General features: G+C 72.0%; 19 protein-coding genes and 1 pseudogene. 16 read left to right on the top strand and 4 right to left on the bottom strand.

The genetic code is table 11. The features are described from left to right. Nucleotides 1-659 precede the first annotated feature (659 nt). Nucleotides 660-1,541, top strand: a complete 882-nt coding sequence (locus WH07_RS07570) for a S1 family peptidase (protein WP_046496855.1) — start codon at nt 660-662, stop codon at nt 1,539-1,541. Nucleotides 1,542-1,778: 237 nt separating this feature from the next. Here WH07_RS07570 and WH07_RS07565 read toward each other — a convergent pair whose 3' ends face one another. Next, nucleotides 1,779-2,891 carry a sensor histidine kinase gene (locus WH07_RS07565; RefSeq protein ID WP_046496853.1) on the bottom strand — a complete coding sequence of 371 codons (1,113 nt, stop codon included), beginning with the start codon at nt 2,889-2,891 and terminating at the stop codon, nt 1,779-1,781. A 226-nt stretch (nt 2,892-3,117) separates the two neighbouring features. Continuing rightward, a pseudogene (locus WH07_RS07560) lies at nt 3,118-3,888 on the bottom strand (response regulator transcription factor); the annotation flags it as partial. A 180-nt stretch (nt 3,889-4,068) separates the two neighbouring features. Here WH07_RS07560 and WH07_RS07555 point away from each other — a divergent pair. After that, nucleotides 4,069-4,509, top strand: coding sequence for a VOC family protein (locus WH07_RS07555; RefSeq protein ID WP_046496851.1), 441 nt, complete (start codon nt 4,069-4,071; stop codon nt 4,507-4,509). On the opposite strand, the gene WH07_RS07550 is transcribed toward WH07_RS07555, so the two are convergent. After that, nucleotides 4,449-5,210, bottom strand: a complete 762-nt coding sequence (locus tag WH07_RS07550) for a helix-turn-helix domain-containing protein (protein ID WP_046496848.1) — start codon at nt 5,208-5,210, stop codon at nt 4,449-4,451. The two genes, WH07_RS07555 and WH07_RS07550, sit on opposite strands and share 61 nt — an antisense overlap. A gap of 121 nt (nt 5,211-5,331) precedes the next feature. Here WH07_RS07550 and WH07_RS07545 point away from each other — a divergent pair, with 121 nt between their 5' ends. The 4 genes from WH07_RS07545 (at nt 5,332) to WH07_RS07530 (ending at nt 12,417) form a co-directional block, all read left to right on the top strand. Beyond that, complete coding sequence (locus tag WH07_RS07545; RefSeq protein ID WP_079023031.1) at nt 5,332-5,820, top strand: CU044_2847 family protein; 489 nt, start codon at nt 5,332-5,334, stop codon at nt 5,818-5,820. Further along, a complete protein-coding gene (locus WH07_RS07540) occupies nt 5,817-7,784 on the top strand; it encodes a VMAP-C domain-containing protein (protein ID WP_052744285.1) in 1,968 nt (655 codons plus the stop codon). The genes WH07_RS07545 and WH07_RS07540 overlap by 4 nt, the downstream gene beginning before the upstream one ends. A gap of 78 nt (nt 7,785-7,862) precedes the next feature. Further along, entirely contained in the window at nt 7,863-8,876 is a 1,014-nt protein-coding gene (locus tag WH07_RS07535; RefSeq protein ID WP_046496845.1) for an AAA family ATPase, read from the top strand. Then, nucleotides 8,866-12,417 carry an SAV_2336 N-terminal domain-related protein gene (locus tag WH07_RS07530; protein ID WP_269801356.1) on the top strand — a complete coding sequence of 1,184 codons (3,552 nt, stop codon included), beginning with the start codon at nt 8,866-8,868 and terminating at the stop codon, nt 12,415-12,417. The genes WH07_RS07535 and WH07_RS07530 overlap by 11 nt, the downstream gene beginning before the upstream one ends. A 21-nt stretch (nt 12,418-12,438) precedes the next feature. Here the strand turns inward: WH07_RS07530 and WH07_RS07525 are convergent, their stop codons facing one another. Continuing rightward, nucleotides 12,439-13,617: a YihY/virulence factor BrkB family protein gene (locus WH07_RS07525; protein ID WP_079023027.1), complete on the bottom strand. Its 1,179-nt coding sequence runs from the start codon at nt 13,615-13,617 to the stop codon at nt 12,439-12,441. A gap of 17 nt (nt 13,618-13,634) precedes the next feature. Between WH07_RS07525 and WH07_RS07520 the strand changes: the two genes are divergently transcribed. The 10 genes from WH07_RS07520 to WH07_RS07485 all read left to right on the top strand — a co-directional run bounded on the left by WH07_RS07520 (nt 13,635) and on the right by WH07_RS07485 (nt 23,420). After that, entirely contained in the window at nt 13,635-15,305 is a 1,671-nt protein-coding gene (locus WH07_RS07520; protein ID WP_046496839.1) for an acyl-CoA dehydrogenase family protein, read from the top strand. Between the two features lie 261 nt (nt 15,306-15,566). After that, nucleotides 15,567-16,823: a GAF domain-containing protein gene (locus tag WH07_RS07515; protein ID WP_046496862.1), complete on the top strand. Its 1,257-nt coding sequence runs from the start codon at nt 15,567-15,569 to the stop codon at nt 16,821-16,823. Between the two features lie 57 nt (nt 16,824-16,880). After that, on the top strand, nt 16,881-17,447 hold the full coding sequence (locus WH07_RS07510; RefSeq protein ID WP_046496836.1) for a GNAT family N-acetyltransferase: 567 nt from the start codon (nt 16,881-16,883) through the stop codon (nt 17,445-17,447). A 134-nt stretch (nt 17,448-17,581) separates the two neighbouring features. Next, nucleotides 17,582-17,665 carry a putative leader peptide gene (locus WH07_RS41930; RefSeq protein ID WP_332836347.1) on the top strand — a complete coding sequence of 28 codons (84 nt, stop codon included), beginning with the start codon at nt 17,582-17,584 and terminating at the stop codon, nt 17,663-17,665. 139 nt (nt 17,666-17,804) lie between these two features. Then, on the top strand, nt 17,805-19,502 hold the full coding sequence (locus WH07_RS07505; protein ID WP_046496832.1) for a nitrite/sulfite reductase: 1,698 nt from the start codon (nt 17,805-17,807) through the stop codon (nt 19,500-19,502). Nucleotides 19,503-19,542: 40 nt separating this feature from the next. Further along, on the top strand, nt 19,543-19,719 hold the full coding sequence (locus tag WH07_RS40285) for a hypothetical protein (protein ID WP_198533746.1): 177 nt from the start codon (nt 19,543-19,545) through the stop codon (nt 19,717-19,719). After that, nucleotides 19,716-20,435, top strand: coding sequence for a phosphoadenylyl-sulfate reductase (locus tag WH07_RS07500; protein WP_046496829.1), 720 nt, complete (start codon nt 19,716-19,718; stop codon nt 20,433-20,435). The genes WH07_RS40285 and WH07_RS07500 overlap by 4 nt, the downstream gene beginning before the upstream one ends. A gap of 29 nt (nt 20,436-20,464) precedes the next feature. Then, on the top strand, nt 20,465-21,010 hold the full coding sequence (gene cysC / locus WH07_RS07495; protein ID WP_046496860.1) for an adenylyl-sulfate kinase: 546 nt from the start codon (nt 20,465-20,467) through the stop codon (nt 21,008-21,010). Then, entirely contained in the window at nt 21,007-21,942 is a 936-nt protein-coding gene (cysD, locus tag WH07_RS07490) for a sulfate adenylyltransferase subunit CysD (RefSeq protein ID WP_046496826.1), read from the top strand. The genes cysC and cysD overlap by 4 nt, the downstream gene beginning before the upstream one ends. 2 nt (nt 21,943-21,944) lie before the next feature. Then, nucleotides 21,945-23,420 carry a sulfate adenylyltransferase subunit 1 gene (locus tag WH07_RS07485; RefSeq protein WP_079023026.1) on the top strand — a complete coding sequence of 492 codons (1,476 nt, stop codon included), beginning with the start codon at nt 21,945-21,947 and terminating at the stop codon, nt 23,418-23,420. Nucleotides 23,421-23,600 lie beyond the last annotated feature (180 nt).

Genomic DNA, 23,600 nt, shown 5'->3' with positions numbered 1-23,600 from the left:
CCATTCGCTGCACACGCCCCTGCCACCCCGCAAGAGCGCCCCTCCGGTCGAATCAGGGCGCCGCGCGCCGCCGTTCCGCCCCCGGACGCTTCGGCTCCGCTCAGATCCGGCCATGATCAACACGCGCGCATTTCGGTGGTACGACGCAGAGCCGGGCGATCTACCCCCGTAGATTCGAGCCGTATCGCGAGCGCCTCGCCGCCTTTCGGTCACGTACACCCACCCCCCGAACCCGCTGCGTCATACAAGCAGTACCCACAGTGAAGCATGTGTGATTGTGATGCTCCGGCCGCATGGCCGAATGGCGATCTCAGCCGATTCTCATGCTGAGCATGCGTTCTGACCGCCATTCACCAGCCACCCTCCCGTCGGCGCGGGCTTTGCAGCAATTCACCAGGGAGTGCCCGAGCGGGCCGGCCGTCGCCGCCAACTGCGCTCCCCGTCACCACGCTTCGGCCCGCGTCGGACACACGGACGGCCGAGGGCGGCCGTTCTGCGCCGCCGGTCCAGAAGTGGGCCTTGCCCAAACCCCAAACGGAGTCAACGATTCAGTGCGTGCGATTGACAGGTTCACGGCCAAAACCGAATGGCGGTGAACGGTCGTACAGCAGCGGCCCGCTTACCCAGCGGACCGTGTTCCCCCACCTACGGAGGATGTTGTGACCTTCAAGTCCCCCCTCGGCGCGATCCCCGGACGCGTGCGGATCCTCGCCGCCGCCGCGGGCATGATGACCGCGGTCGCGCTTGCGGCCCCGTCGGCCATCGCGGCCCCCGCCCCGGCCCCCAAGGCCAGCGCGGCCCAGCTCGCCGAAGCCAGCTCCGCCATCCGCGGCGCCGACATCGCCGGTACCGCCTGGTACACGGACCAGGCCTCGGGCAAGGTCGTCGTCACCGTCGACAGCACGGTCTCGGACGCTGAGATAGCCACGATCAAGGAGTCCGTGGGTGACACGGGCGTCACCATCAAGCACACCCCCGGCAAGTTCAACAAGCTCATCGCCGGTGGCGAGGCCATCACCACCAGCGGCAGCCGCTGCTCCCTCGGATTCAACGTCCGCAGCGGCTCGACGTACTACGCGCTGACCGCCGGACACTGCACCAACATCGGCAGCTCCTGGAACATCGGCACCCGTGCCGGCACGAGCTTCCCGACCAACGACTACGGCATCATCCGCCACTCCAACGCGGCGAACGCCGATGGCCGGGTCTACCTGTACAACGGCTCGTACCAGGACATCACCAGCGCCGCCAACCCGTCGGTGGGCCAGAGCGTCCGCCGCAGCGGTTCGACCACCGGTGTCCACAGCGGCACGGTCACCGGCCTGAACGCGACCGTCAACTACGGCAGCGGCCAGATCGTCAGCGGTCTGATCCAGACCAACGTCTGCGCCGAGCCCGGTGACAGCGGCGGCTCGCTCTTCGCCGGCAGCACCGCGCTGGGCCTGACCTCGGGCGGCAGCGGCAACTGCTCCTCCGGCGGCACCACGTTCTTCCAGCCGGTCGTCGAGGCCCTCAACGCGTACGGCGTGAGCGTCTTCTAGTCGTCACCCGCGACAGGCGTAAGTTCATAGCTCAGTGAATCGGCGGGCCGCGCACCTGGTGTGCGCGGCCCGCTGCGCGTTGCTACGGCGGTGGGGTCACCCCGGCCGTGACGTCACCACAGCCGTGAGGTGTCTCCACGGCCGTTACGTCATCACAGCCCTCACGTCACCCCGTCACCGCAGCTCTCACGTCACCAGGGCTCCGTGGTCGCGACGGCTCCGAGGTCACCAGGGCCCTCATGTCGTGGCCGCCGGAAGTGTGACCTCGAACCGGCAGCCGCCCGTCACATTGCGCACCTCCGCGCGCCCCGCGTGCGCCTCCACGATGCCCCGGACGATGGCGAGGCCGAGGCCCGCGCCGGCCGGCGGTGTACGGGCCTGGGTGCCGCGCCAGCCGGTGTCGAACACCCTCGGCAGATCCTCGGCGGGGATACCGCCGCAGCCGTCCGTCACGGAGAGGACCACACTGTCCTCGCGCCGCTCGGCGGCCACGGCGACCGTGCCGTCCGCCGGGGTCCGGTGGATGGCGTTGACCAGGAGGTTGGCGAGGACCCGGGTCATCTCCTTGCCGTCCACCTCCACCGGCACGGCCTCGATACGGTCGCCCACCAGCCGTACGCCGTGCTCGCGCGCGAGCGGGTCGGCGCCCGCGAGCGCCTCGCCGACCAGGTCGTACACGGACATCCGGGTGGGTACGAGGGCGAGCGCGCCGGCATGGATACGGGACAGCTCGAAGAGATCGCCCACCATCGAGTTGAGCCGCTCCACCTCGGCCCTGATCTGACGGAAGTAACGGTCCGGGTCCTGGACCACCCCGTCCTCCAGCGCCTCCGACATGGCGCGCAGACCGGCGAGCGGGGTACGGAGATCGTGCGAGATCCAGGCGACCAGCTCGCGGCGCGAGGTCTCCAGCGCGCGCTCCCGCTCCCTGGACGCCGCCAGTTTGGCACTGGTCGCGGCCAGCTCCCGGCCCAGCGCGGCGAGTTCGGCGGTGGAGTCGCCGTCGGGTGCGGCGAAACTGCCGCCGTCGCCGAACGAGCGGGCCGCCAGGGCCAGTTCATGGCTGCGGGCGACCACCCAGCGGCCCAGCAGCAGCGCGGTGGCGAGGGACACGACGGCGGCCATGGCGGCGACGGTGGTGACGACGCTCAGGTCGTGCGTGGACAGGAACATCGCCTCCGCGACGACCAGTGTGCCCGCGAGCATCGCGACGACGGTGACGGCGGCGACGACGGTCAGCGAGACCGCGACGCTGCGGTTCCGCAGAATCCGCAGCACCAGCGCCCCGACGAGCCCGGCGCTGCCGGCCCCGAGAAGCGCGAACAGGGCGATGAGCAGCATGTCACGCATGGCGCGGGGCCTCGGGCGCGGGTACGGGGCTGCCGGCCCGGTCGTCGGACGGGCCGGAAGCCGAACGGGTCGGCGGCACCGGCACCGCCACCGGCGCCGCGCCATCGCCTCCTACGGGCGGCCCGTCGCCACGTACGGGCGGCCCGTCGCCACGTACGGGCGGCCCGTCACCTCGTACAGCCACCGCGCCCTCGCCCCTCGCGGGCGTCACGCCGTCGCCTCGTACGGGCATCCCGCCCTCGTCCCGTACGAGCGCCTCACCGCCACCCCGTACCGGCATCGCGCCCGCGGCCGGCGGCGGATCCGTGGCGGGCGGGGTGTCGAAGCGGTAGCCGACGCCCCAGACGGTCTGGATCAGCCGGGGCTTGGCCGGATCGTTCTCGATCTTGCCCCGCAGCCGGCGGACATGGACCGTCACCGTCGACAGATCGCCGAAGTCCCAGCCCCAGACCTCGCGCATCAGCGTCTCCCGGTCGATCGCGCGGCCGGGGTGACGCATGAGGTGGGCCAGGAGATCGAACTCGCGCAGGGTGAGCGGGATCACCCGGCCGTCCTTGGTGACGCGGCGGGCCGCCGGGTCGAGGGCGATGCCCGCGCTGCGCAGCACCGGACCCGAAGGCCGCTCCGCGCCGCCGGTACGGCCGCGGCGGAGCACGGACTCGACCCTGAGCACCAGTTCGCGCGGGCTGAAGGGCTTGGTGACGTAGTCGTCCGCCCCGACCTCCAGCCCGAGGATCCGGTCGTCCTCGTCGCCCCGGGCCGTCAGCATGATCACCGGTACGGGCGCGTGGGCCCGGAGTCTCCGGCACACCTCCAGGCCGTCCATACCGGGCAGCATCAGATCGAGCACCACCAGCGCGGGCGGACTCTCGGCGGCGAGCCGCAGCGCCTCGGGCCCGTCGGCCGCGCGGTCCACGGCGAAACCGGCGCGTTCCAGATAGCCGGTGACGACCTCGGCGACGGTGGGATCGTCGTCGACGACCAGGATCGTGTGCATGCGTAACAGTCTCCTCGGGCGGTGCGCGGGCCACCGCTCCTCCCTCCTTACAAAACCATGACGTCACGGGACCCTGCCGTCGCGGGACCGCCCGGAGTCCCTCCCGATGTCCGCTTCGGGGTCCGCCTCGACGTCCGATTCGTTCAAGACCGGGCCCGCCGGTGCTCCTACCGTGGGTGCATGACCACTACTCCGCATGCCCCGGGCACCACCCCCGCTGTGCCGCTGCCCGCCCCGCGGCTCGACGCGATCGGGCTGGTCGTCGCCGACATGGCCGTCTCCCTCGCCTTCTACCGGGCGCTCGGCGTGCCCGTACCCACCGACGCCGACACCGCTCCCCATGCCGAGGCGTCGCTGCCCGGGGGCCTCCGGATCCTCTGGGACACCGAGGAGACCGTCCGCTCGTACGATCCCGGGTGGACCCGGCCGGAGGCCGGTGGGCGGGCCGGGCTCGCCTTCCTGTGCGGGAGTGCGGCCGAGGTGGACGCCACGTACGGCGCCCTGGTCGCGGCCGGCCACCGGGGACATCTCAAGCCGTGGGACGCGGTGTGGGGGCAGCGTTACGCGGTGGTCCTGGACCCGGACGGCGTTGAGGTCTCCTTGTTCGCGAGCGCCGCGTAGGCGTCCGCCAGCGCCGCGTAGGCACCGAGGGTGAGCCCGGCCAGATCACGGGTCTCGCGGGCGAGGTGCGCCTGGTCGGCGCAGCCCGCGGCGAGCGCGGCCTCGGCGTACGGTTTTCCGGCCCGTACGAGGGCGAGGGCGCGCTGGAGCCGCAGCACCCGGGCGAGCGTCTTGGGGCCGTAGCCGAAGGCGTCGAGGGAGCGGCGGTGGAGCTGCCGGGCGCCGAGGCCGACGGTGTCGGCGGTGGCGGCGACCGTACGACCGGCGTTCAGGCCGTCGACGACCGCCCGCAGCAGCGGGTCGGGCGGCCCGGACGCCGCCGCCCGGCGCAGCGCCACGGCCTCCAGCGCGTCCGCGGGGTCCGTGGCGGACGCGAGCCGCGCGGTGAGCCGGCGCACTTCGGCAGGTGACCACAGATCGGCCAGTTCCACGCGCCGGTCGCGCAGCTCGTGCGCCGGTACGCCGAGGAGCGCGGGCGCGGTCCCGGGCGAGAAGCGCACTCCGGCGCAGTACTGCCCGCCGATGCCCTGGGGCGCGTACGCCCGTGTGTCGGGCCCGGCGACGAGCAGTGTGCCCCCGATCCACAACAGGTCCATACAGCCGTCGGGCAGCACGGGATACGGCACGGATCCGCCGCCCGTCGGCACGGTCCGCGTCCAGACGAACGCGCCGTCGAGCCGCGATGCCCTTTCGCCATACACATGGATGAGGCTAAACCCTCCCCGAGCGCGCGCCCATTGATCCAGAATGGACGGTCCGGCCGGTCCGGTTCCCGGGCTGCGGCTCCCGGGGGCGTGCCGGCGAATCGATCACGGGGCGGCGATGACAGCACTGATGGAGTTCACCACCGACAGCGGGGCCACGGTCCTGGTCGAGGTCGCGCGTGACGCGCCCGGCGCCAGACCGGTCGGGCGGGGCGGCAACTCCCTTGCGCAGGCGGGCCGTACGTTCGACGAGGCGCTCCAGGGGATCCGTACGGCGGCGGAGTCGGCCCTCGCGGTGTTCCGGGGCGGCTCGCTCCGACCGGACGGTGTGGAGCTGGAGTTCGGGGTGAAGCTCGTCGCGGAGGCCGGGGCGGTGATCGCCAAGACCTCGGCCGAGGGGCATATGACGGTGAAGCTCTCCTGGAATCCGGGAGCGGCGGGAGCGGCGGGAGCGGCCGACGCCACCGGAGCCACCGGAGCCGATCCCGGAACGGCCGGAGTGGCCGGAGCGGCCGAGCCGCCTCCGGGGACGGCCGGGCCGCGTCCCGACCCGGCAGGGCGGCACCCGGGGACGGCCGGACCTCGTCCGGGGACGGCCGCGCGGTGACACGTTCTCCGGCCTGGCACGCGCGGATCGACATCGATGGCGCGGTGGAGGGCTCCGGCTTTCTCGTCGCCGACCGTACGGTGCTGACCTGCGCCCATGTGATGCGCTACCGCAACCGCGCGGAGGTGGTCTTCCCCGGTGCCCCCGAGACCGGCCCGGTCCCGGCCCGGGTCGTGGACCGCGGCGCGTGGGCGGGCGGCGACCGCGACCGGGGCGATCTGGCCGTACTGGAACTGGACCGGCAGGTCGACATCGCGCCCGCCGTCTTCGCCGCCCTCGGCGCGCCCTACGCGTCCCGAGCCCCCAAGCTGGTGGCGTACGGCTTCCCCGACGGCTACGGCGAGGAAGGCGTCCAGAGCGAATTACGGGCCACCTCACGTCAGTTGATCAGCGACGAGTGGGCGCAGCTCGAATTCTGGCGGGGGTACGGGCAGGAGACCGACCGCGGGTTCAGCGGTGCGGCCGTGATGCTGGAGGGCGGCGGCACGGTGGTCGGCATGGTCGTCGCGCACGACCCGGTGACCCGCAACGGCCGGATGATCCCGGCGCAGGTGCTCGCCCGGCACTGGGCGGTGCTGGCCGATCTGGTGCCCACGCCCGGCTATCCGGCGGAGGAGAAGCGGTGGCTGCGCGAGCTGGTGGCCCGCTGCCCGGCTCTTCCCGGGCCGCTCGGACCTCTGGTGCGCGCGGCGGCCGGGCCGCTGGGGGTCGAGCCGCCGGCGGTGGAGCCGCGGAGTGTGTGGGAGGCGGTCTGGTATCTGCTGTCGGAGTCGACACCGGGGCCCGGGATGCTGCCACTCGCCGAACTGGCGGTACGGCTGGCCGGGTTGGCGGGTTCGGCCGGCGACGAGAGGCTGGCCCGCGAGCTGCGCGACTGGTCGCGCGCGCACCGGTCGCGGCACGACGGCCCCACGGCCCCGACTGCCCCGACTGCCCCGACTGCCCCGATGGTCCCGGTGGCATCTCCGGCCGCTCCATCGCCTCCATCCACTCCGGCCCATGAGCCGTCCGTAGCGCCTGCACTGCCCGTACCGCCCGCACCTTCCGTACCGCTCGTACCTCCGGCCGCACCCTCCCGTACGCAACCCGAGCCCCTCGCTCCACCCCTCCACCCGCCATCCCTTCACCCGCCGCGCCTCGCCTCCGAGGCGCCCGCCCGCCGCTGGTCGCCCATCCTGGTGGAGATCCGACGCAGCGGCGCCGACCGCGGCGCCCTGCTGGCCGAGGTGTCCGCGTACCGCGACGGCAGCCGCCGGCTGGTCGGTCAGCAACGGCTCGCGAAGCGGGAGGTACGGGGCTGGGTGCTGGAGCGGATCGACGACGCGTTCGCGGAGATCGACACCGAGGGCAGGGAGCTGATCGCGTTCGCCCTGCCGCGCGGCTGGCTCAACCAGCCGGTCGACCAGTGGACGGGACGCAAGAGCATGAGCACACCGCTGGGGTGTGTGGCGCCCGTGGTGGTGATGGACCACGACCGGCGGGCCAGCGGCCGGCTCCAGTACCGGCTGAAGAAGATCTGGGACGTGCTCGACCGGCAGCCGGGCTCGGCCGTCCACCGGATCACCTGTTCGGGGACGGTCAGGCCGGACCGGCTGACCGTACAACTCCAGGACGTGGCGGGCCCGGTGGGGCTGACCAGACCGCCGAAGGGCCCGCGCGACCGGGCGCTGTACGGTGCGGTGCTGGACGCTCCGGCGCCGATCGTGCTGTGGCCGCGCACGGGCTGTCCCGGGGGCGCGCTGTGCGGGGCGTCCTGCCAGGGCGAGGAGTTCCTGAACAGGCTGGCCGAGCAGCTCTCCGTCCTCCCGCCGGGTGAACTGCCCGAGCGGATCTTCGAATTGCGCAAGCGGGCGTTCCACCATGAAGGTCCGGAACCGCACTGGGCGGCGGAGCTGTCCTTCGTCTGGGACGATCCGCGCTGGTTCCCGGATGTCGCCCGGCTGAGCCGGTCGCCGGTGAGCTGAGTCGAGCCGAGCCGAGCCGACGGCCTTGATACGGCCCTTGACACCCGCCGTCCGAGAAAGCAGACCTGGAGAATCCGAATGTCCCTGTGGCCGGTCTACACCGGAGCCGAGGAACCGCACGACGGCGTGGCCGAGTTGCCCGAGCCGCCGCCCTGGCGTGCCTTCAACGGCGGGCCCGTCGTCGAGCCGCCCCAGGACGACACCGCGCCCTCGCCGGACCGGGTGCACCGGGCCCGTGCGTACCGCGCGACGGACGAAAGCGTCCAACTGGTCAACGCCGCCCTGTACTTGCGTCGGCCGCTGCTCGTCACAGGACCGCCGGGCAGCGGGAAGTCGAGTCTGGCGTACTCCGTGGCAAGGGAGTTGCGGCTCGGGCCCGTGCTGCGCTGGAACATCACCAGCCGGAGTGCCCTGAGCGACGGCCTCTACCAGTACGACCCGCTCTCCCGTCTCTACGCCGCCGGGCAGGGCCCGGACAGCGGTGGCGGCGACGGCCGCGACGGCGGCGGTATCGAGGATCATCTGCGGCTGGGCCCGCTGGGCACGGCGCTGCTGCCGTACGAACGGCCGCGGGCGCTGCTGATCGACGAGATCGACAAGAGCGATCTGGACCTCCCCAACGATCTGCTGAATGTCCTGGAGGAGGGGCAGTACGAGATCCCCGAACTGGTCCGTGCCGCGCGTACGCGCCCGCTCGCCGAGGTGCTGACGGCGGACTCCGACCGGCTGGTGCCGCTGGAGCGCGGGCGGGTGCGCTGCCGTGCCTTCCCCTTTGTGGTGCTGACCAGCAACGGTGAGCGCGAGTTCCCCCCGGCCTTCCTCCGGCGGTGTGTGACGCTGGAGCTGAAGCAGCCGGTGGCGGAGCATCTGGAGTCCATCGTCCGGGCGCATCTCGGTGAACTGGACGAGCAGGCACACGCGTTGGTACGCCAGTTCCTGGACCGGGGCAGAGCGGGCGAGCTGGCGACGGACCAGTTGCTCAACGCGATCTATCTGACCAGGACTTCGGGGCTGGACGCGGCATCGCGCGACGAGCTGGCGGACCGGCTGATGCGCCATCTCAGCCGGGCGCCGGAAGCCGATGACTTCTGAGGCCCCGCATCCCGCCTCTTCCGGTGGCGGGTCCGCGTCCGCGTCGGCTGAACTGGACGCGCTCCGGGAGGTGTTGACGGCGGCCGGTGGCGAAGCGCCGACCGGGCGGGAGCTGGCGGAGGCGCTGTGGCTCGCGGCACGGATGCGGCGGGAGCCGGGGTCGGAGATCGCGCAAGAGATCGGGCAGGAGCCCGTTGCGGCACCAGTTGAGGCACCGTCAGAGGACGTGTCGAGCACGTCGCCTCGCGCGGAGTCCGACCGGCCGGAGCCCCCGCCGCGCGCTCAGGTCCCCGCCACCGCACCGCCACCGCCGGACCGGGTGGAACTGCGCACGCCCACCCGGTCGGCACCCCCGTGGGCGCCCCAGCCCGTGCCCCTCGGCGGCGAGTCGGCCGTACTCGCCCCCGCTCCCCCGATGATCTCCCGGCCGCTGGCGCTCCAGCGCGCGCTGCGCCCCCTGCGCAGGACCGTGCCCTCGCCGCGCGAGCGGGAGCTGGACGAGGCGGGCACCGCCCATCGCATCGCCGCGCTCGGTGTCCCGCGCGGCCGGTGGCTGCCGGTGCTGCGGCCCGCGCCCGAGCGCTGGCTCCATCTGCGGCTGGTGCTGGACGACGGCCCGACCATGGCCATGTGGCGCCCTCTGGCGCGCGACCTGTTCACAGCGTTCGGGCAGACGGGCGCCTTCCGTACGGTCGAGTGGGTCCGGCTCGGCGCGGACGGCACCGTACCGCCCGGGCAGTGGTCGACGGGGCGCACGGCCGTGCTGGTCATCAGCGACGCGATGGGGCCGCAGTGGCGTGCGGGGCCCGCGGGGGGCAGGTGGTACCGGACGCTGCGGCAGTGGGCACGCAGGCTGCCGGTGGCCCTGGTCCAGCCGCTGCCGGAACGGATGTGGCAGCACACCGCGTTGGCGCCGGTGCCGGGTCTGTTCAGTACGCCGGGGCCCGGGGCGCCCAACAGCGCGCTGCGCTTCCGGCCGTACGACGGGGAGGCGCGCGGCGTGCCCGTACCGGTGCTCGAACCGGCGCCCGAGTGGCTCGCGCACTGGGCCGGGCTGGTGGCCTCGCCCGGCGGCGGCGAATTCCCGGGAGCGGCGGCCCTGTTGCCGTCAGGCCCCCGGCCCGAGCCGGCCGGTGGCGGGGACGGTCTGGTGCCGGGGGACGCACCGGCCGAGGAACTGGTGCTGCGCTTCCGCTCGGTCGCTTCTCCGCAGGCGGTGCGACTGGCGTCGCATCTCGCCGTGGGCACACCGCACTTGCCGGTGATGCGGCTCGTACAGGCGGCCGTCGAAGCACGTCCGCAGCCGCAGCATCTCGCGGAGGTGGTGCTGAGCGGGATGCTGACGGCGGTGCCGGGCCCGGCCGGTTCGTACGCCTTCCGTCCCGGCGTCCGCGACCTGCTGCTGAGCGCGCTGCCCCGTACGGGACTGGCCCGCACGGTGGGACTGCTGGAGCGGGTCGGGGCGGAGATCGAGGTACGCGCGGGCACGGCGCCGGGCGAGTTCCGCGCGCTGCTCGGCGGCGGCAGCGGAAACGGTACGGGGGACACGGCCGGCCACGCGGCGGGCGATGCCTTCGCACTGGTGAGCAGAGAGAGCGTACGGCTGCTGCGGGGGCCGGAGCCGGAAAACGCGCCCGCGCCCGAGAGCGGGTCCGCCAACGACGACTCGCTGATCGCCGGGCGGTACCGGCTGCTGGAGATCCTCGGACGCGGCGAGCAGAGCGTGGTGTGGCGGGCACACGACCGGCGGGACAACCGTACCGTCGCGGTGAAGCTCCTCCACCTGGGAGGGCCATGGGTCAAGGCGGTGTCAACCAGGGCGCAGACCCTCCACCTCCGCGAGATCCGGGCTGCCGCCGCCCTGCGGCATCCCGGCATCACCGCCATCCATGGCTTCGGCGTGGCCGACGACACCACGTTCTACCTGGTCATGGAGCTGCTGAACGGCAGCAGTCTCGACGAGCTGATGGTCACGTCGGGGCACCGCCCACTGCCCGTGACCGACATCATCGACATCGGGAAGCAGGTGCTCGACGCGCTCTCCCACGCCCATCGCCAGGGTATCTGGCACCGCTGCCTCACCCCGGCGAACATCTTCCGGCTCGCGGACGGCACCGTGAAGATCCGCGGCTTCGGGATCGCCCGCACCGGCCTCGACAGCACCCGTACCTCGCAGGTGTCGCGCATGACGGCGGCCAGAGGCGCGCCGAAGTACATGTCGCCCGAGCAGATCGGCGGCGACGGCGTCGACCAACGCAGCGATCTCTACTCGCTCGGCTGCGTTCTGTACGAACTCGCCACCGGCGTACCGCCCTTCAACCACGAGGACACCTGGCGGGCACTCCTCGCCCACCGCAATTCGGCACCCATACCTCTCCGGCAATTGAGGCCCGGTCTGCCGGCCGCGCTGGAGACGGCCATTCTGGCGCTGCTCGCGAAGAACCCCGAGGACCGGCGGCGCGGCGCGGAAGCGCTGATGGCGGGGATTTCGACGGACACGTGGGAGTACGGGGTACTGGGGCCCCTCAAGGCCCTGCACGGTGGGCAGGACCGGCTCCCCGCGACACCCGAGGTACGGATTGCCCTCAGCAGACTGCTGCTGGACGGTGCACGGGGGAAAAGTCTGGCCGCGCTGAGCGAGGCACTGGGGGGTGTGCCCATATCAAAAGTGATCGAGGCCGTCGACAGCCTGATCGCGGACGGGCATATCATCGAAGAGGCCGAAGGGCGCTACTGGCTGCGGCTCGAACGTGAATTGGATATCAACGCCACCGATCGGCTGGCCTACAAAGCCGAGTACGCGGTGAGAGCAGGCAATCTTTCCCGGGCCGCCGAATTGTACGAAGAAGCCCTGAGCCACTGGTACGGCGAGCCGCTGGCCGATGTCGAGGGCGTCTGGGCACGCCAGCAGCGCGCACACCTGCGGGCGTGGCGGCGGTCGCTGAAGGCGGCCCGCGACAGGGTGCGGAACGCGGCAAAAGCCCAGCGCGCCGTCCCGAGCACCGCCCTACACCTCACCATCCGCAGCGGCCTGGCCCGGGACCAGGAGCAGACCCAGCGCGGTGTCCTCGCCGCCCTGCGCCACGCCTGTCTGGAGACCCTCGGCGTGACCGGCGGCTTCGACCGGGACCTGACCCTCCGGATGACGGCCCCGCCGGGAGACACCGTTCCCGATCTTCTACGCCGTCTTGAAGGCCCGTTTGTCGAGGTCCTGATGAGCGGGCTGTCCCCGGTCTCCTTCTCGCAGGCGGTCCCGATGTCCGTCCTGGTGCACACCGGCCCCGCCGACGCTGGCACCGCCGCCCTGGGGGCCGCGCTGCCGCTCACCCGCTCGGCCGGCAGCGGTGAATTCACCCTGCTGATCGGCCTGCCCGACGCCCTCGGCCAAATGTCCGGCTATGAGCCCTACGAGGCGGACGGGGCCGACGGTACGACGTACCTCGGCCGGTACCGGGTCATCCGGCGCCCCTACGGCAAACCCGCGCCGCGACCCTCCTGGCTGCGCCGCCTCCTGAACGGCTTCGGGACCGGCGAGGGCTGAGGCCCGCCAACCCCCCGCCCCTCACAGCGTCTTGTCGCGATCCCGGTCCCGATCGCGGTCCCTGTTCTCCCGTACCCCCTGCAACCGCGCCTTCACCCGTGCCTTCACATCGTCCGGCGGCAGGAACCTCGACCATCTCTCCGGGAACTCGGACGGCATCCCCGGATCCGACCCGTCGTCGTCCTCGGCCGTGCCCCGCGCCTCAGCCGCCGCCGCGAGGGCCACCAGTTCCGCCGCCTGGGCCGCGCGCAGCCGTTCGTTGGACGCGCGGGCCGCCGCCGTGGCGACCGACGGCCAGACCCGGTCGATCGCCGCGTTGACCGCCGCGCCCACCAGGACCGCGAACGCGGAGACGCCGATCCAGAGCAGCACGGCGATCGGCGCGGCCAGCGAGCCGTAGATGGTCGGGCCCTCGACCGTGCTGGTCAGATAGATCCGGAGCAGGAAGCTGCCCAGCACCCACATCGCCAGCGCCACCAGCGCGCCCGGCACGTCCTCTATCCACCGGCGGGACCTGGCCGGGACCGAGACATGGTAGAGCGTGGTCAGAAAGACGACCGAGAGCGATATCACCACCGGCCAGTAGAGAACGCTCACGACCTCCGTGCCCCATGGGACGATCTCGACGACCCGGTCGGGGCCGACCACCGCCAGCGGCAGCACCACCGCGCCGATCAGCAGCGCCACCAGGAAGAGAAGAAAGGCGAGCAGCCGGGTCGCGATGATGCCGCGCCGGCCGTCGAGTCCGTACATCACCGTGATGGTGTCGACGAAGACGTTGACCGCCCGGGAGCCCGACCAGAGGGCGATGGCGAAGCCGAGGGAGATCACATCGGGCCGGCCGCCGTGGGTGATGTCCTCCAGCAGCGGTTTGGCGATCTGGTTGACCCCACGGTCCGAGAGCACCGTGCTGGCCGCCCCGAGGATGTTCTTCTCGATCGAGGCGACGGTGGCGGTGCTGGTCCAGTCGTCCACGTAACCGAGCAGCCCGATCAGACCCAGCAGCAGGGGCGGCAGCGAGAGCAGCGTGAAGAACGCCGCCTCGGCCGCCAGGCCCAGGACCCGGTATTCGATGCACGAGTTGACCGTGTCCTTCAGCAGCAGCCAGGCCATACGACGCTTCGAGACATTGCGGTAGAGGACGCGGGCCCGGTGGAGCCGACCCGCTGGCCGCTCGGGTGTTTCTTTTGCTGCCTGCACCTCCTTACCGTATCGGCATGGCAGCGAGCACCCACACAGTGACCAACCAGGTTCCGCCCCTGGTGGGGTACGACGTCTTCAGTGCCGACCGGGCCCTTGTGGAGGGGGTGGAGCGGCACGCCGCGCCCGCGCTCCTTGACGGGATCCGTACGGAGCTGACGGCCCTCGGCCGCACCGCCGGATCCGCCGAGGCCCAGGAGTGGGGGGCGCGGGCCAATGAGTACCCGCCGAAGCTCCGCACCCATGACCGGTACGGCAACCGGATCGACGAGGTCGACTTCCATCCGGCCTGGCACCAGGTGCTGGGGCGGGCGGTGGAGGCCGGGCTGACCGACGCCTGGGGCCGGCCAGGGGGCCATCTGCGCCGTGCGGCCGGCTTCTTCGTCTGGACGCAGGTGGAGGCCGGGAACGGCTGCCCCGTGTCGATGACGCACGCCGCGGTGCCCGCGCTGCGCGCCGAGCCCGCGCTCGCGGCCGAGTGGGAGCCGAGGCTGACCTCCCACCGGTACGAGCCGGGGCTGCGGCCGGCCGCGGAGAAGGCCGGGGCGCTGTTCGGGATGGGCATGACGGAGAAGCAGGGCGGCAGTGACGTACGCGCCAACACGACGGGCGCGCGGCCGCTGGACGCGGAGGGCGAGTATCTGCTCACCGGGCACAAGTGGTTCTGTTCGGCGCCGATGTGTGACGGCTTTCTGGTATTGGCGCAGGCGCCCGGCGGGCTGACCTGCTTCCTCGTACCGCGGGTCCTGGCCGACGGGACGCGCAATGTGTTCCTGATCCAGCGGCTCAAGGACAAGCTGGGCAACCGGTCCAACGCGTCGGCCGAGGTCGAGTTCGACGGGACCTGGGCGCGCCGGGTCGGCGAGGAGGGCCGCGGGGTGCGCACCATCATCGAGATGGTGGCGGCGACCCGGCTCGACTGTGTACTGGGATCGGCGGCGCTGATGCGGCAGTCGGTGGCGCAGGCGGTGCATCACGCCACGTACCGCTCGGCGTTCGGCGGTGAGCTGATCGGCAAGCCGCTGATGCGGAACGTACTGGCGGATCTGGCGCTGGAGTCGGAGGCGGCGACGACGCTGGCGCTGCGGCTGGCGGCGGCGTACGACACGGTCCAGGACGGCGCCGCCGGGGCGGGCGGCGCAGGCGGCGCGGACGAGGAGCGGGCGTTCCTGCGGCTCGCGGTGCCCGCCGCCAAGTACTGGGTCACCAAGCGGTGTACGCCGGTGGCCGGTGAGGCCCTGGAGTGCCTGGGCGGCAATGGTTATGTGGAGGAGTCGGGAATGCCGCGGCTGCTGCGCGAATCCCCGCTGAACTCGATCTGGGAGGGCTCGGGGAATGTGCAGGCGCTGGATGTGCTGCGGGCCCTCCAGCGCGAGCCCGACGCGTTGAACGCCTTTCTCCAGGAGGTGGGCAAAGCGCGTGGCGCCGATCACCGGCTCGACGGCGCGATCAAGGATCTGCTGACCGAGCTGGCGGATCTGACCGGGATCGAGGCGCGTGCCCGGCGGCTGGTGGAGCGGCTGGCGCTGGTGCTCCAGGGTTCGCTCCTGGTGCGCTGGGCACCGTCGGAGGTGGCGGACGCGTTCTGTGCCTCGCGGCTCGGCGGGGACTGGGGTACGGCTTTCGGCACCCTGCCCCACACCCTGGACCTGGCCTCGGTGGTGGACCGGGCGCGGCCCGTCGGCTGAGCGGGCGGCGGGGCGCGCGGGCGAGCCAGAGGTGGTGCTGCGCCGACACGGCACCACCTCTGACTCGTACTCACTTTCTTGTACCGCGTCTGACACTCGCCAGAGTTGCAAGCCGTTGCAGAAGAACCGATTTGGCGCCGCCGGTGGCCGGGGAGCCCGATGAAGTGGCTGGGGAGCCCGATGAGAAACATTCCGCTCAGTGACTCGCTCGGTGACGCACCGCCGAGAAACGGGCCGCTCGATCTGGCGAGGCTCAGCGCCATGGACAGTGCCCAGGCCACCCGGCTGCTCCATGAGATCCGGGACGCGGTCCTCGCGGGCGAACGGCCGCCGGTGGCGCCGCGGCCGGTGATCGACGCGTCCTGGCGGCGGATGTTCAGGATGGGGGCCGATCCGGAGCGTCACGACTGCGGCGCGCTGCTGGAGCAGGACGAGCTGGAGCACCGCAGACGCGCCTCGGCGCTGGGCCAGGTGCTCCGTACGCTCGTCGGTTCCCTCAGCGAGATCATCGAGCCCTCGCTCCAGATCATGGTGGTCACCGACGCGGATGGGCGGGTGCTGTGGCGGCGGGGCAGCCTGGGCGGGCTGCGCCAGTCGAACGGGATCCGGCTCGAAGAGGGCGCGGCCTGGTCCGAGCACTCCGCGGGCACCAACGCCATCGGTACGGCGCTGGCGGTGCGGCGGCCGGTACGGGTCCACTCGGCCGAGCATTTCGCGCACACGCTGCACACCTGGACCTGCGCCGCCTCGCCCGTGCACGATCCGCGGGACGGGCGGCTGCTGGGCGTGGTGGATGTGAGCGGCCCGGCGGCCGGCTTCCATCCGATGACGCTGGCGCTGGTCACCTCGATCGCCCGGCTCGCGGAGAGCGAGCTGCGGGAGCGGCACGGCCGGGCCATCGAGCGGCTGCGGTCGGTGGCGGCGCCGATCCTGTGCCGGCTGGGCAGGGCGCGTGCCCTGGTGGTCGACACGCACGGCTGGACGGCGGCGGTCACCGGTATGGCGCCGGTGGACCGGCTGCCGCTGCCGAAGTCCTTCGGTGCGGGTCCGGTGCTGCTGCCGTCGCTGGGCCTGTGCACGGTGGAGCCGCTGCCCGGCGGCTGGCTGGTGCGGGTGGACGAGGAGCACCGGCCGGCCCCGGACGCGCCGAGCCGGGTCGTACTGGATCTGAGCGGCCCCCGGCGCCGGTCGATCGCGGTCTCCGGATCGGCGGGAAGCTGGACCCAGGAGCTGTCCCCGCGCCATGCCGAGCTGCTCTATCTGCTGGCGGTGCACAGAAACGGCCGGAGCGCCGCGGAGCTGGCGGCCGATGTCTTCGGCGACCCCACTCGTACGGTGACGGTACGGGCCGAGATGTCCCGGGTGCGGCGCCATCTCTCGGGTGTGCTGGCGCACCGGCCGTACCGCTTCAGCGAGGGGGTGGAGGTGGCGGTGGTCGGTCCGGAGGACCCGGCGGACCTGCTGCCGCGCTCGACGGCCCCGGCGATTCTGAGCGCGCGGTACCCCCCGCGTGCATGAGGCGCGGTGGCGAGGGGGCGGCTTCACGCGGACCGGGGCGCGTGATTCGCTGGCCGGATGAGCGTCACCGTGACCACCTGGTCCCTGGAGCAGACCTCCCCCGCCGATCTGCGGCCCGCCGCGGAGCCGCCGGGCGAGGTGCGGATCGTACGGGCGGAGGCGCCCTCACCGGAGTTCAGCCGGTTCCTGTACACGGCCGTCGGCGGGGACGTCCACTGGACCGACCGGCTGCCGCTGTCGTATACGCAGTGGTACGAACTGCTCTCCCGGCCGGGCACCGAGACCTGGGTCGCGTACGAGCGCGGCACCCCGGCCGGCTTCATCGAACTGGCGGCCCAGCCCGAGGCCACGGTGGAGATCGAGTACTTCGGCCTGCTCCCGGCCTTCCGCGGGCGCCGTATCGGCGGCCATCTGCTCTCGTACGGCACGGCCCGCGCCTGGGACCTGTCCGAACGCTGGCCGGGCCGTGAGCCGACCAAGCGCGTCTGGCTCCACACCTGCTCCAAGGACGGCCCGCACGCCCTGACCAACTACCGGCGCCGCGGCTTCACCCTCTTCGACACCAAGCTGACCCAGGAACCGGAGTCCGTTGCCCCGGGCCCCTGGCCCGGCGCCCACGCGTAACCGCCGACGGATCCCCGTACGCCAAACGCACGCGACCCGTGACAGGGGACACATTGTCTCGGGGAGTGGGACTGTGGCGTCCAGGATGTGGAAGGTGGTGGACTGGCCGGAGATGTGCGTGACACGCTTCCGTCATGTCGAGAGCTGGAATTGCCTTGGTGAGTCGGCGGCACGTCGATCTCGGCCGCGTGTCCAGCGCCATCTGTCCGGCGGGCTGAGAGTCCCAGCACCGCCGTTTTCCGCTTGTCTTCGTACCCTGCCGTAGGCCTGCCTGCCCCGCCGCGCACCGACGCGCCCACCGCGTGAGTGTGCGGTTCAGAGCCGCCCTCCTGCATGTCTCGAATGGACGTACCCGCCATGGCCGCCACCCCGGAAAAGCCGTCCCCCGCCACGCCCCGCCGCAAGGTGAGCCGTCACCGCGGTGAGGGCCAGTGGGCCGTCGGGCACTTCACTCCGCTCAACGGCAACGAGCAGTTCAAGAAGGACGACGACGGTCTCAACGTGCGGACACGCATTGAGACGATCTACTCCAAGGCCGGTTTCCACTCGATCGACCCCAATGATCTGCGCGGACGGATGCGCTGGTGGGGGCTGTACACCCAGCGCAGGCCCGGGATCGACGGCGGCAAGACCGCGATCCTGGAGCCGGAGGAGCTGGACGACGAGTACTTCATGATGCGGGTACGGATCGACGGCGGTCGGCTGACCACCGAGCAGCTCCGGGTGATCGGGCAGATCTCGGAGGAGTTCGCGCGCGGGACGGCCGACGTCACCGACCGGCAGAACGTCCAGTACCACTGGATCAGGATCGAGGACGTGCCGGAGATCTGGCGGCGCCTCGAAGCGGTCGGGCTCTCCACGACCGAGGCCTGCGGGGACACGCCCCGGGTCATCCTCGGTTCACCGGTCGCCGGGATCGCCGAGGACGAGATCATCGACGGCACCCCGGCGATCGACGAGATCCACCGCCGGATCATCGGCAACCCCGACTTCTCGAATCTGCCGCGCAAGTTCAAGTCGGCGGTCTCCGGATCGCCACTGCTCGATGTGGCACACGAGATCAACGACATCGCGTTCGTCGGGGTGAACCACCCCGAGCACGGCCCGGGATTCGATCTGTGGGTCGGCGGCGGGCTCTCCACCAACCCCAAGATCGGGCAGCGGCTGGGGGCCTGGGTGCCGATCGACGAGGTCCCCGACGTCTACACCGGGGTCATCTCGGTCTTCCGCGACTACGGCTACCGCAGGCTGCGCACCCGCGCCCGGCTGAAGTTCCTGGTCGCCGACTGGGGTACGGAGAAGTTCCGCCGGATCCTGGAGGACGAGTACCTCAAGCGGAAGCTGACGAACGGGCCCGCGCCCGAGCAGCCCGTACAGCAGTGGCGCGACCATGTCGGGGTGCACCGCCAGCGGGACGGCCGCTTCTACGTCGGCTTCGCGCCCCGCGTCGGCCGGATCGACGGCGCCACGCTGACCAGGATCGCCGAGCTGGCCGAGGCGCACGGCTCGGGCCGGCTCCGTACGACCGTCGAGCAGAAGATGATCGTCCTCGATGTGACCGAGGACCGGATCGACTCGCTGGTGGCCGGGCTCGAAGCGCTGGACCTGCGGGTCAAGCCGTCGCCGTTCCGGCGCGGCACGATGGCGTGCACGGGCATCGAGTTCTGCAAGCTGGCGATCGTCGAGACCAAGCTGCGCGGTGCGACGCTGATCGACGAACTGGAGCGCCGTATCCCGGACTTCGACCAGCCGATCACCATCAATGTCAACGGCTGCCCGAACGCCTGCGCCCGGATCCAGGTCGCCGACATCGGCCTCAAGGGCCAGCTCGTCCTGGACAAGGACGGCAACCAGGTCGAGGGCTTCCAGGTGCACCTGGGCGGGGCACTGGGCCTGGAGCCGGGCTTCGGCCGCAAGGTGCGCGGGCTGAAGGTCACCTCGGACGAGCTGCCCGACTACATCGAGCGGGTGCTCGGCCGCTTCCAGAAGGAGCGCGAGGAGGGCGAGCGCTTCGCCACCTGGGCGGCCCGCGCCGGCGAGGAGGCGCTGTCATGAGCGCACTCACGGGCGGTCACAGCCGGCGGACGGAGGCACCATGAGCGAGCGCGCCGCTCCCTTCTACTGCCCCTACTGCGGCGACGAGGACCTGCGTCCCAGCGAGCAGGGCCATGGCGCCTGGGAATGCGCGGCATGCAACCGGGCCTTCCAGTTGAAGTTCCTCGGGCTGCTCGCCCGGGGGCTCCAGCGCGCTGACGGAGGGGAAGAGACATGACGGCACCATCGGCACCGACGGAGACGGACGGCTCCCGGGCGCTGGCCGCGCTCGCCGAGCGGGCGGGCCGCGAGCTGGAGGACGCCCCGGCGCTGGAGATCCTCCAATGGGCCGCGGAGACCTTCGGGAAACGTTTCTGTGTCACCTCCTCCATGGAGGACGCGGTGGTCGCGCATCTCGCCTCGCGCGCACTGCCCGGTGTCGATGTGGTGTTCCTCGACACCGGCTACCACTTCCCCGAGACCATCGGCACCCGTGACGCGGTGGCCGCCGTGATGGACGTACGGGTGATCACGCTCACCCCCCGGCAGAGCGTCGCCGAACAGGACGCCGAGTACGGGCCGGAGCTGCACGACCGGGACCCCGACCTGTGCTGCGCCCTGCGCAAGGTCAAGCCCCTCGAAGAGGGCCTGGCCGGATACGACGCGTGGGCCACCGGGCTGCGCCGCGACGAGTCCCCGACCCGGGCGGACACGCCCGTCGTCGGCTGGGACGCGAGGCGCGGCAAGGTCAAGGTCTCCCCGATCGCCCGCTGGACCCAGGACGACGTGGACGCGTACGTCACCGAGCAAGGTGTCCTCACCAACCCGCTGCTGATGGACGGTTACGCCTCGGTGGGCTGCGCCCCCTGCACCCGCCGGGTGCTGGAGGGCGAGGACACGCGCGCCGGCCGCTGGGCCGGGCTCGGCAAGACCGAATGCGGACTGCACGGATGACGGGCCATCAGGACGATCAGGAGGGGCATGTGAGCGCGACGGAGCGGGGCGCCACGGTCTGGCTCACCGGACTGCCGAGCGCGGGCAAGACGACCATCGCGTACGAACTGGCCGGCCGGCTGCGCGGCGAGGGCCACCGGGTCGAGGTGCTCGACGGCGACGAGATCCGGGAGTTCCTCTCCGCGGGCCTCGGTTTCAGCCGCGAGGACCGGCACACCAATGTGCGGCGCATCGGCTTCGTCGCCGAACTGCTCGCGTCGAACGGCGTCAAGGCGCTGGTACCGGTGATCGCGCCGTACGCCGACAGCCGCGAGGCGGTGCGCAAGCGCCACCAGGCCGAGGACACCCGCTATCTGGAGGTGCATGTGGCGGCTCCGGTCGCGGTGTGCTCCGTACGGGATGTGAAGGGGCTGTACGCCAAGCAGGCGGCGGGCGAGATCTCCGGGCTCACCGGGGTCGACGACCCGTACGAAGCCCCGGAGTCGCCGGATCTGCGGATCGACTCGCACGCCCAGTCCGTGGCGGAGTCCGCCGCCGCGCTGCACACGCTGCTCAGCGAGAGGGGTCTGGCGTGACCACAGTCGCGGCCGTCACCGAGGGCACGGACGCCCCGTACGCGCTGAGCCATCTGGACGCGCTGGAGTCCGAGGCGGTCCATATCTTCCGCGAGGTCGCGGGAGAGTTCGAGCGGCCGGTGATCCTGTTCTCCGGCGGCAAGGACTCGATCGTGATGCTGCATCTGGCGCTGAAGGCGTTCGCGCCGGCTCCGGTGCCGTTCTCACTGCTGCATGTGGACACAGGACACAACTTCCCCGAGGTCCTTGAATACCGGGACCGTGTGGTGGCCGCACATGGACTGCGGCTCCATGTGGCCTCCGTACAGGACTACATCGACCGGGGTGTGCTGCGGGAACGTCCCGACGGAACGCGCAATCCGCTGCAGACCGTGCCGCTCACCGAGAAGATCCAGGACGAGAAGTTCGACGCGGTCTTCGGCGGCGGGCGGCGCGACGAGGAGAAGGCGCGCGCGAAGGAGCGGATCTTCTCGCTGCGCGACGAGTTCTCGCAGTGGGACCCGCGCCGCCAGCGGCCCGAGCTGTGGCAGCTCTACAACGGGCGGCACGCGCCCGGCGAGCACGTCCGGGTCTTTCCGCTCTCCAACTGGACCGAGCTGGACGTCTGGCAGTACATCGCCCGCGAGGACATCGAGCTGCCGCGGATCTACTTCGCGCACGAGCGCGAGGTCTTCCTGCGCTCCGGGATGTGGCTGACCGCCGGTGAGTGGGGCGGGCCGAAGGGGTCCGAGACCGTGGAGCGGCGCCAGGTGCGCTACCGCACGGTCGGTGACATGTCCTGCACCGGTGCCGTCGACTCGGACGCCACCACGCTGGACGCGGTGATCGCCGAGATCGCGGCCTCGCGGCTGACCGAGCGCGGCGCGACCCGCGCCGACGACAAGCTGTCCGAGGCCGCGATGGAAGACCGCAAGCGCGAGGGGTACTTCTAACCATGACGAGTGCCACCGGACCCACCCCGCCGCCCGCCGGAGCCACCGGGGCCGCCGCCGCGCGCAACGGATCCGCCGAGCCGTACGGTCCCGCCGCGCCGGTCGCCGGAGCCGCCGCGCAGAACGGTTTCGCCGAGCGGCTCTCCGCGACCACGCTCCTGCGCTTCGCCACCGCCGGCTCCGTCGACGACGGCAAGTCCACACTGGTCGGCCGTCTGCTCCACGACTCCAAGTCCGTGCTGGCCGACCAGTTGGAGGCCGTCGAGCACGCCTCCCGCAACCGCGGCCAGGACACCCCCGACCTGGCGCTCCTCACCGACGGGCTGCGCGCCGAGCGCGAGCAGGGCATCACCATCGATGTCGCCTACCGCTACTTCGCCACGCCCCGGCGCCGCTTCATCCTCGCCGACACCCCGGGCCATGTGCAGTACACCCGGAACATGGTCACCGGCGCCTCCACCGCCGAACTCGCCGTCGTCCTCGTCGACGCCCGCAACGGTGTGGTCGAACAGACCCGCCGCCACGCCGCTGTGGCCGCGCTGCTGCGTGTCCCGCATGTGGTCCTCGCGGTCAACAAGATGGATCTGGCCGACTACGCGGAGCCCGTGTTCGCCGCCATCGCCGAGGAGTTCACGGCATACGCCACGGACCTCGGCATCCCGGAGATCACCGCCATCCCGATCTCCGCGCTCGCCGGTGACAATGTGGTGGAGCCGTCCGCGCACATGGACTGGTACGGCGGCCCGACCGTACTGGAGCATCTGGAGACCGTCCCGGTCGGCCAGGACCAGGCGAACCGCCCGGCGCGCTTCCCGGTGCAGTACGTCATCCGCCCGCAGACCGCCGCGTACCCGGACTACCGCGGCTACGCGGGCCAGATCGCCTCCGGGGTGCTCCGCGTCGGCGACCCGGTGACCGTGCTGCCGTCCGGCCGTACGAGCACCATCGCGGCCATCGACGCGCTGGGCACCGGCAGCGGCCCCGGCACCGCCGTGGACATCGCCTGGGCACCGCAGTCCGTGACCCTCCGGCTCGCCGACGACCTCGACATCTCGCGCGGCGATCTGATCGCCCCCAGCGCGAACGCGCCCGCCACGACCCGCGAGGTGGAGGCGACCGTCTGCCATGTCGCCGACGAGCCGCTGACCGTGGGCCGGCGGGTGCTGCTCAAGCACACCACCCGTACGGTCAAGGCGATCGTCCAGGACATCCCGTCGCGGCTGACGCTGGACGATCTCTCGCAGCACCCGGCCCCCGGGAAGCTGGTCGCCAACGACATCGGCCGGGTCAGGGTCCGTACGGCGGAGCCGCTCGCGCTCGACGCCTACGCGGACTCCCGCCGTACCGGATCCTTCCTGCTGATCGACCCCGCGGACGGTACAACGCTGAGCGCCGGCATGGCGGGCGACGCCTTCGCCGACGCGGCCCCGGCTCCGGCCGCCGCCGGGACCGCCGACGACGGGGGCTGGGACTTCTGATGGTGATGGATGTGTTCGCGACCTTCGCGAAGGAGGGCGGCCGCGTCGGCAGCGGCGCCCTCGGCGCGGGAACGGGCGGGGTGGCGCGATGTGCGTGAAGACGTACGCGCACCGCTCGCGCGCCCGCACCCCCCACCCGCCGTACCCGTACCTCTGCCGTCTCTCGCACCGCCCGAACCC

This window comes from Streptomyces odonnellii (genome assembly GCF_000981895.1).
Classification (GTDB): Bacteria; Actinomycetota; Actinomycetes; order Streptomycetales; family Streptomycetaceae; genus Streptomyces; species Streptomyces odonnellii.
This window is presented reverse-complemented; position numbering and strand designations above follow the sequence as displayed.

What these genes read in the sequence shown, in the direction of transcription:
- WH07_RS40285 (WP_198533746.1), top strand. Translation starts at nt 19,543, where the DNA reads ATGAGCGAGCGCGCCGCTCCCTTCTACTGCCCCTACTGCGGCGACGAG.
- WH07_RS07535 (WP_046496845.1), top strand. Translation starts at nt 7,863, where the DNA reads ATGTCCCTGTGGCCGGTCTACACCGGAGCCGAGGAACCGCACGACGGC.
- WH07_RS07510 (WP_046496836.1), top strand. Translation starts at nt 16,881, where the DNA reads ATGAGCGTCACCGTGACCACCTGGTCCCTGGAGCAGACCTCCCCCGCC.
- WH07_RS07520 (WP_046496839.1), top strand. Translation starts at nt 13,635, where the DNA reads ATGGCAGCGAGCACCCACACAGTGACCAACCAGGTTCCGCCCCTGGTG.
- WH07_RS07555 (WP_046496851.1), top strand. Translation starts at nt 4,069, where the DNA reads ATGACCACTACTCCGCATGCCCCGGGCACCACCCCCGCTGTGCCGCTG.
- WH07_RS07530 (WP_269801356.1), top strand. Translation starts at nt 8,866, where the DNA reads ATGACTTCTGAGGCCCCGCATCCCGCCTCTTCCGGTGGCGGGTCCGCG.
- WH07_RS07485 (WP_079023026.1), top strand. Translation starts at nt 21,945, where the DNA reads ATGACGAGTGCCACCGGACCCACCCCGCCGCCCGCCGGAGCCACCGGG.
- WH07_RS07515 (WP_046496862.1), top strand. Translation starts at nt 15,567, where the DNA reads ATGGACAGTGCCCAGGCCACCCGGCTGCTCCATGAGATCCGGGACGCG.
- WH07_RS07500 (WP_046496829.1), top strand. Translation starts at nt 19,716, where the DNA reads ATGACGGCACCATCGGCACCGACGGAGACGGACGGCTCCCGGGCGCTG.
- WH07_RS07565 (WP_046496853.1), bottom strand. Translation starts at nt 2,891, where the DNA reads ATGCGTGACATGCTGCTCATCGCCCTGTTCGCGCTTCTCGGGGCCGGC.
- WH07_RS07505 (WP_046496832.1), top strand. Translation starts at nt 17,805, where the DNA reads ATGGCCGCCACCCCGGAAAAGCCGTCCCCCGCCACGCCCCGCCGCAAG.
- WH07_RS07545 (WP_079023031.1), top strand. Translation starts at nt 5,332, where the DNA reads ATGACAGCACTGATGGAGTTCACCACCGACAGCGGGGCCACGGTCCTG.
- WH07_RS41930 (WP_332836347.1), top strand. Translation starts at nt 17,582, where the DNA reads ATGTCGAGAGCTGGAATTGCCTTGGTGAGTCGGCGGCACGTCGATCTC.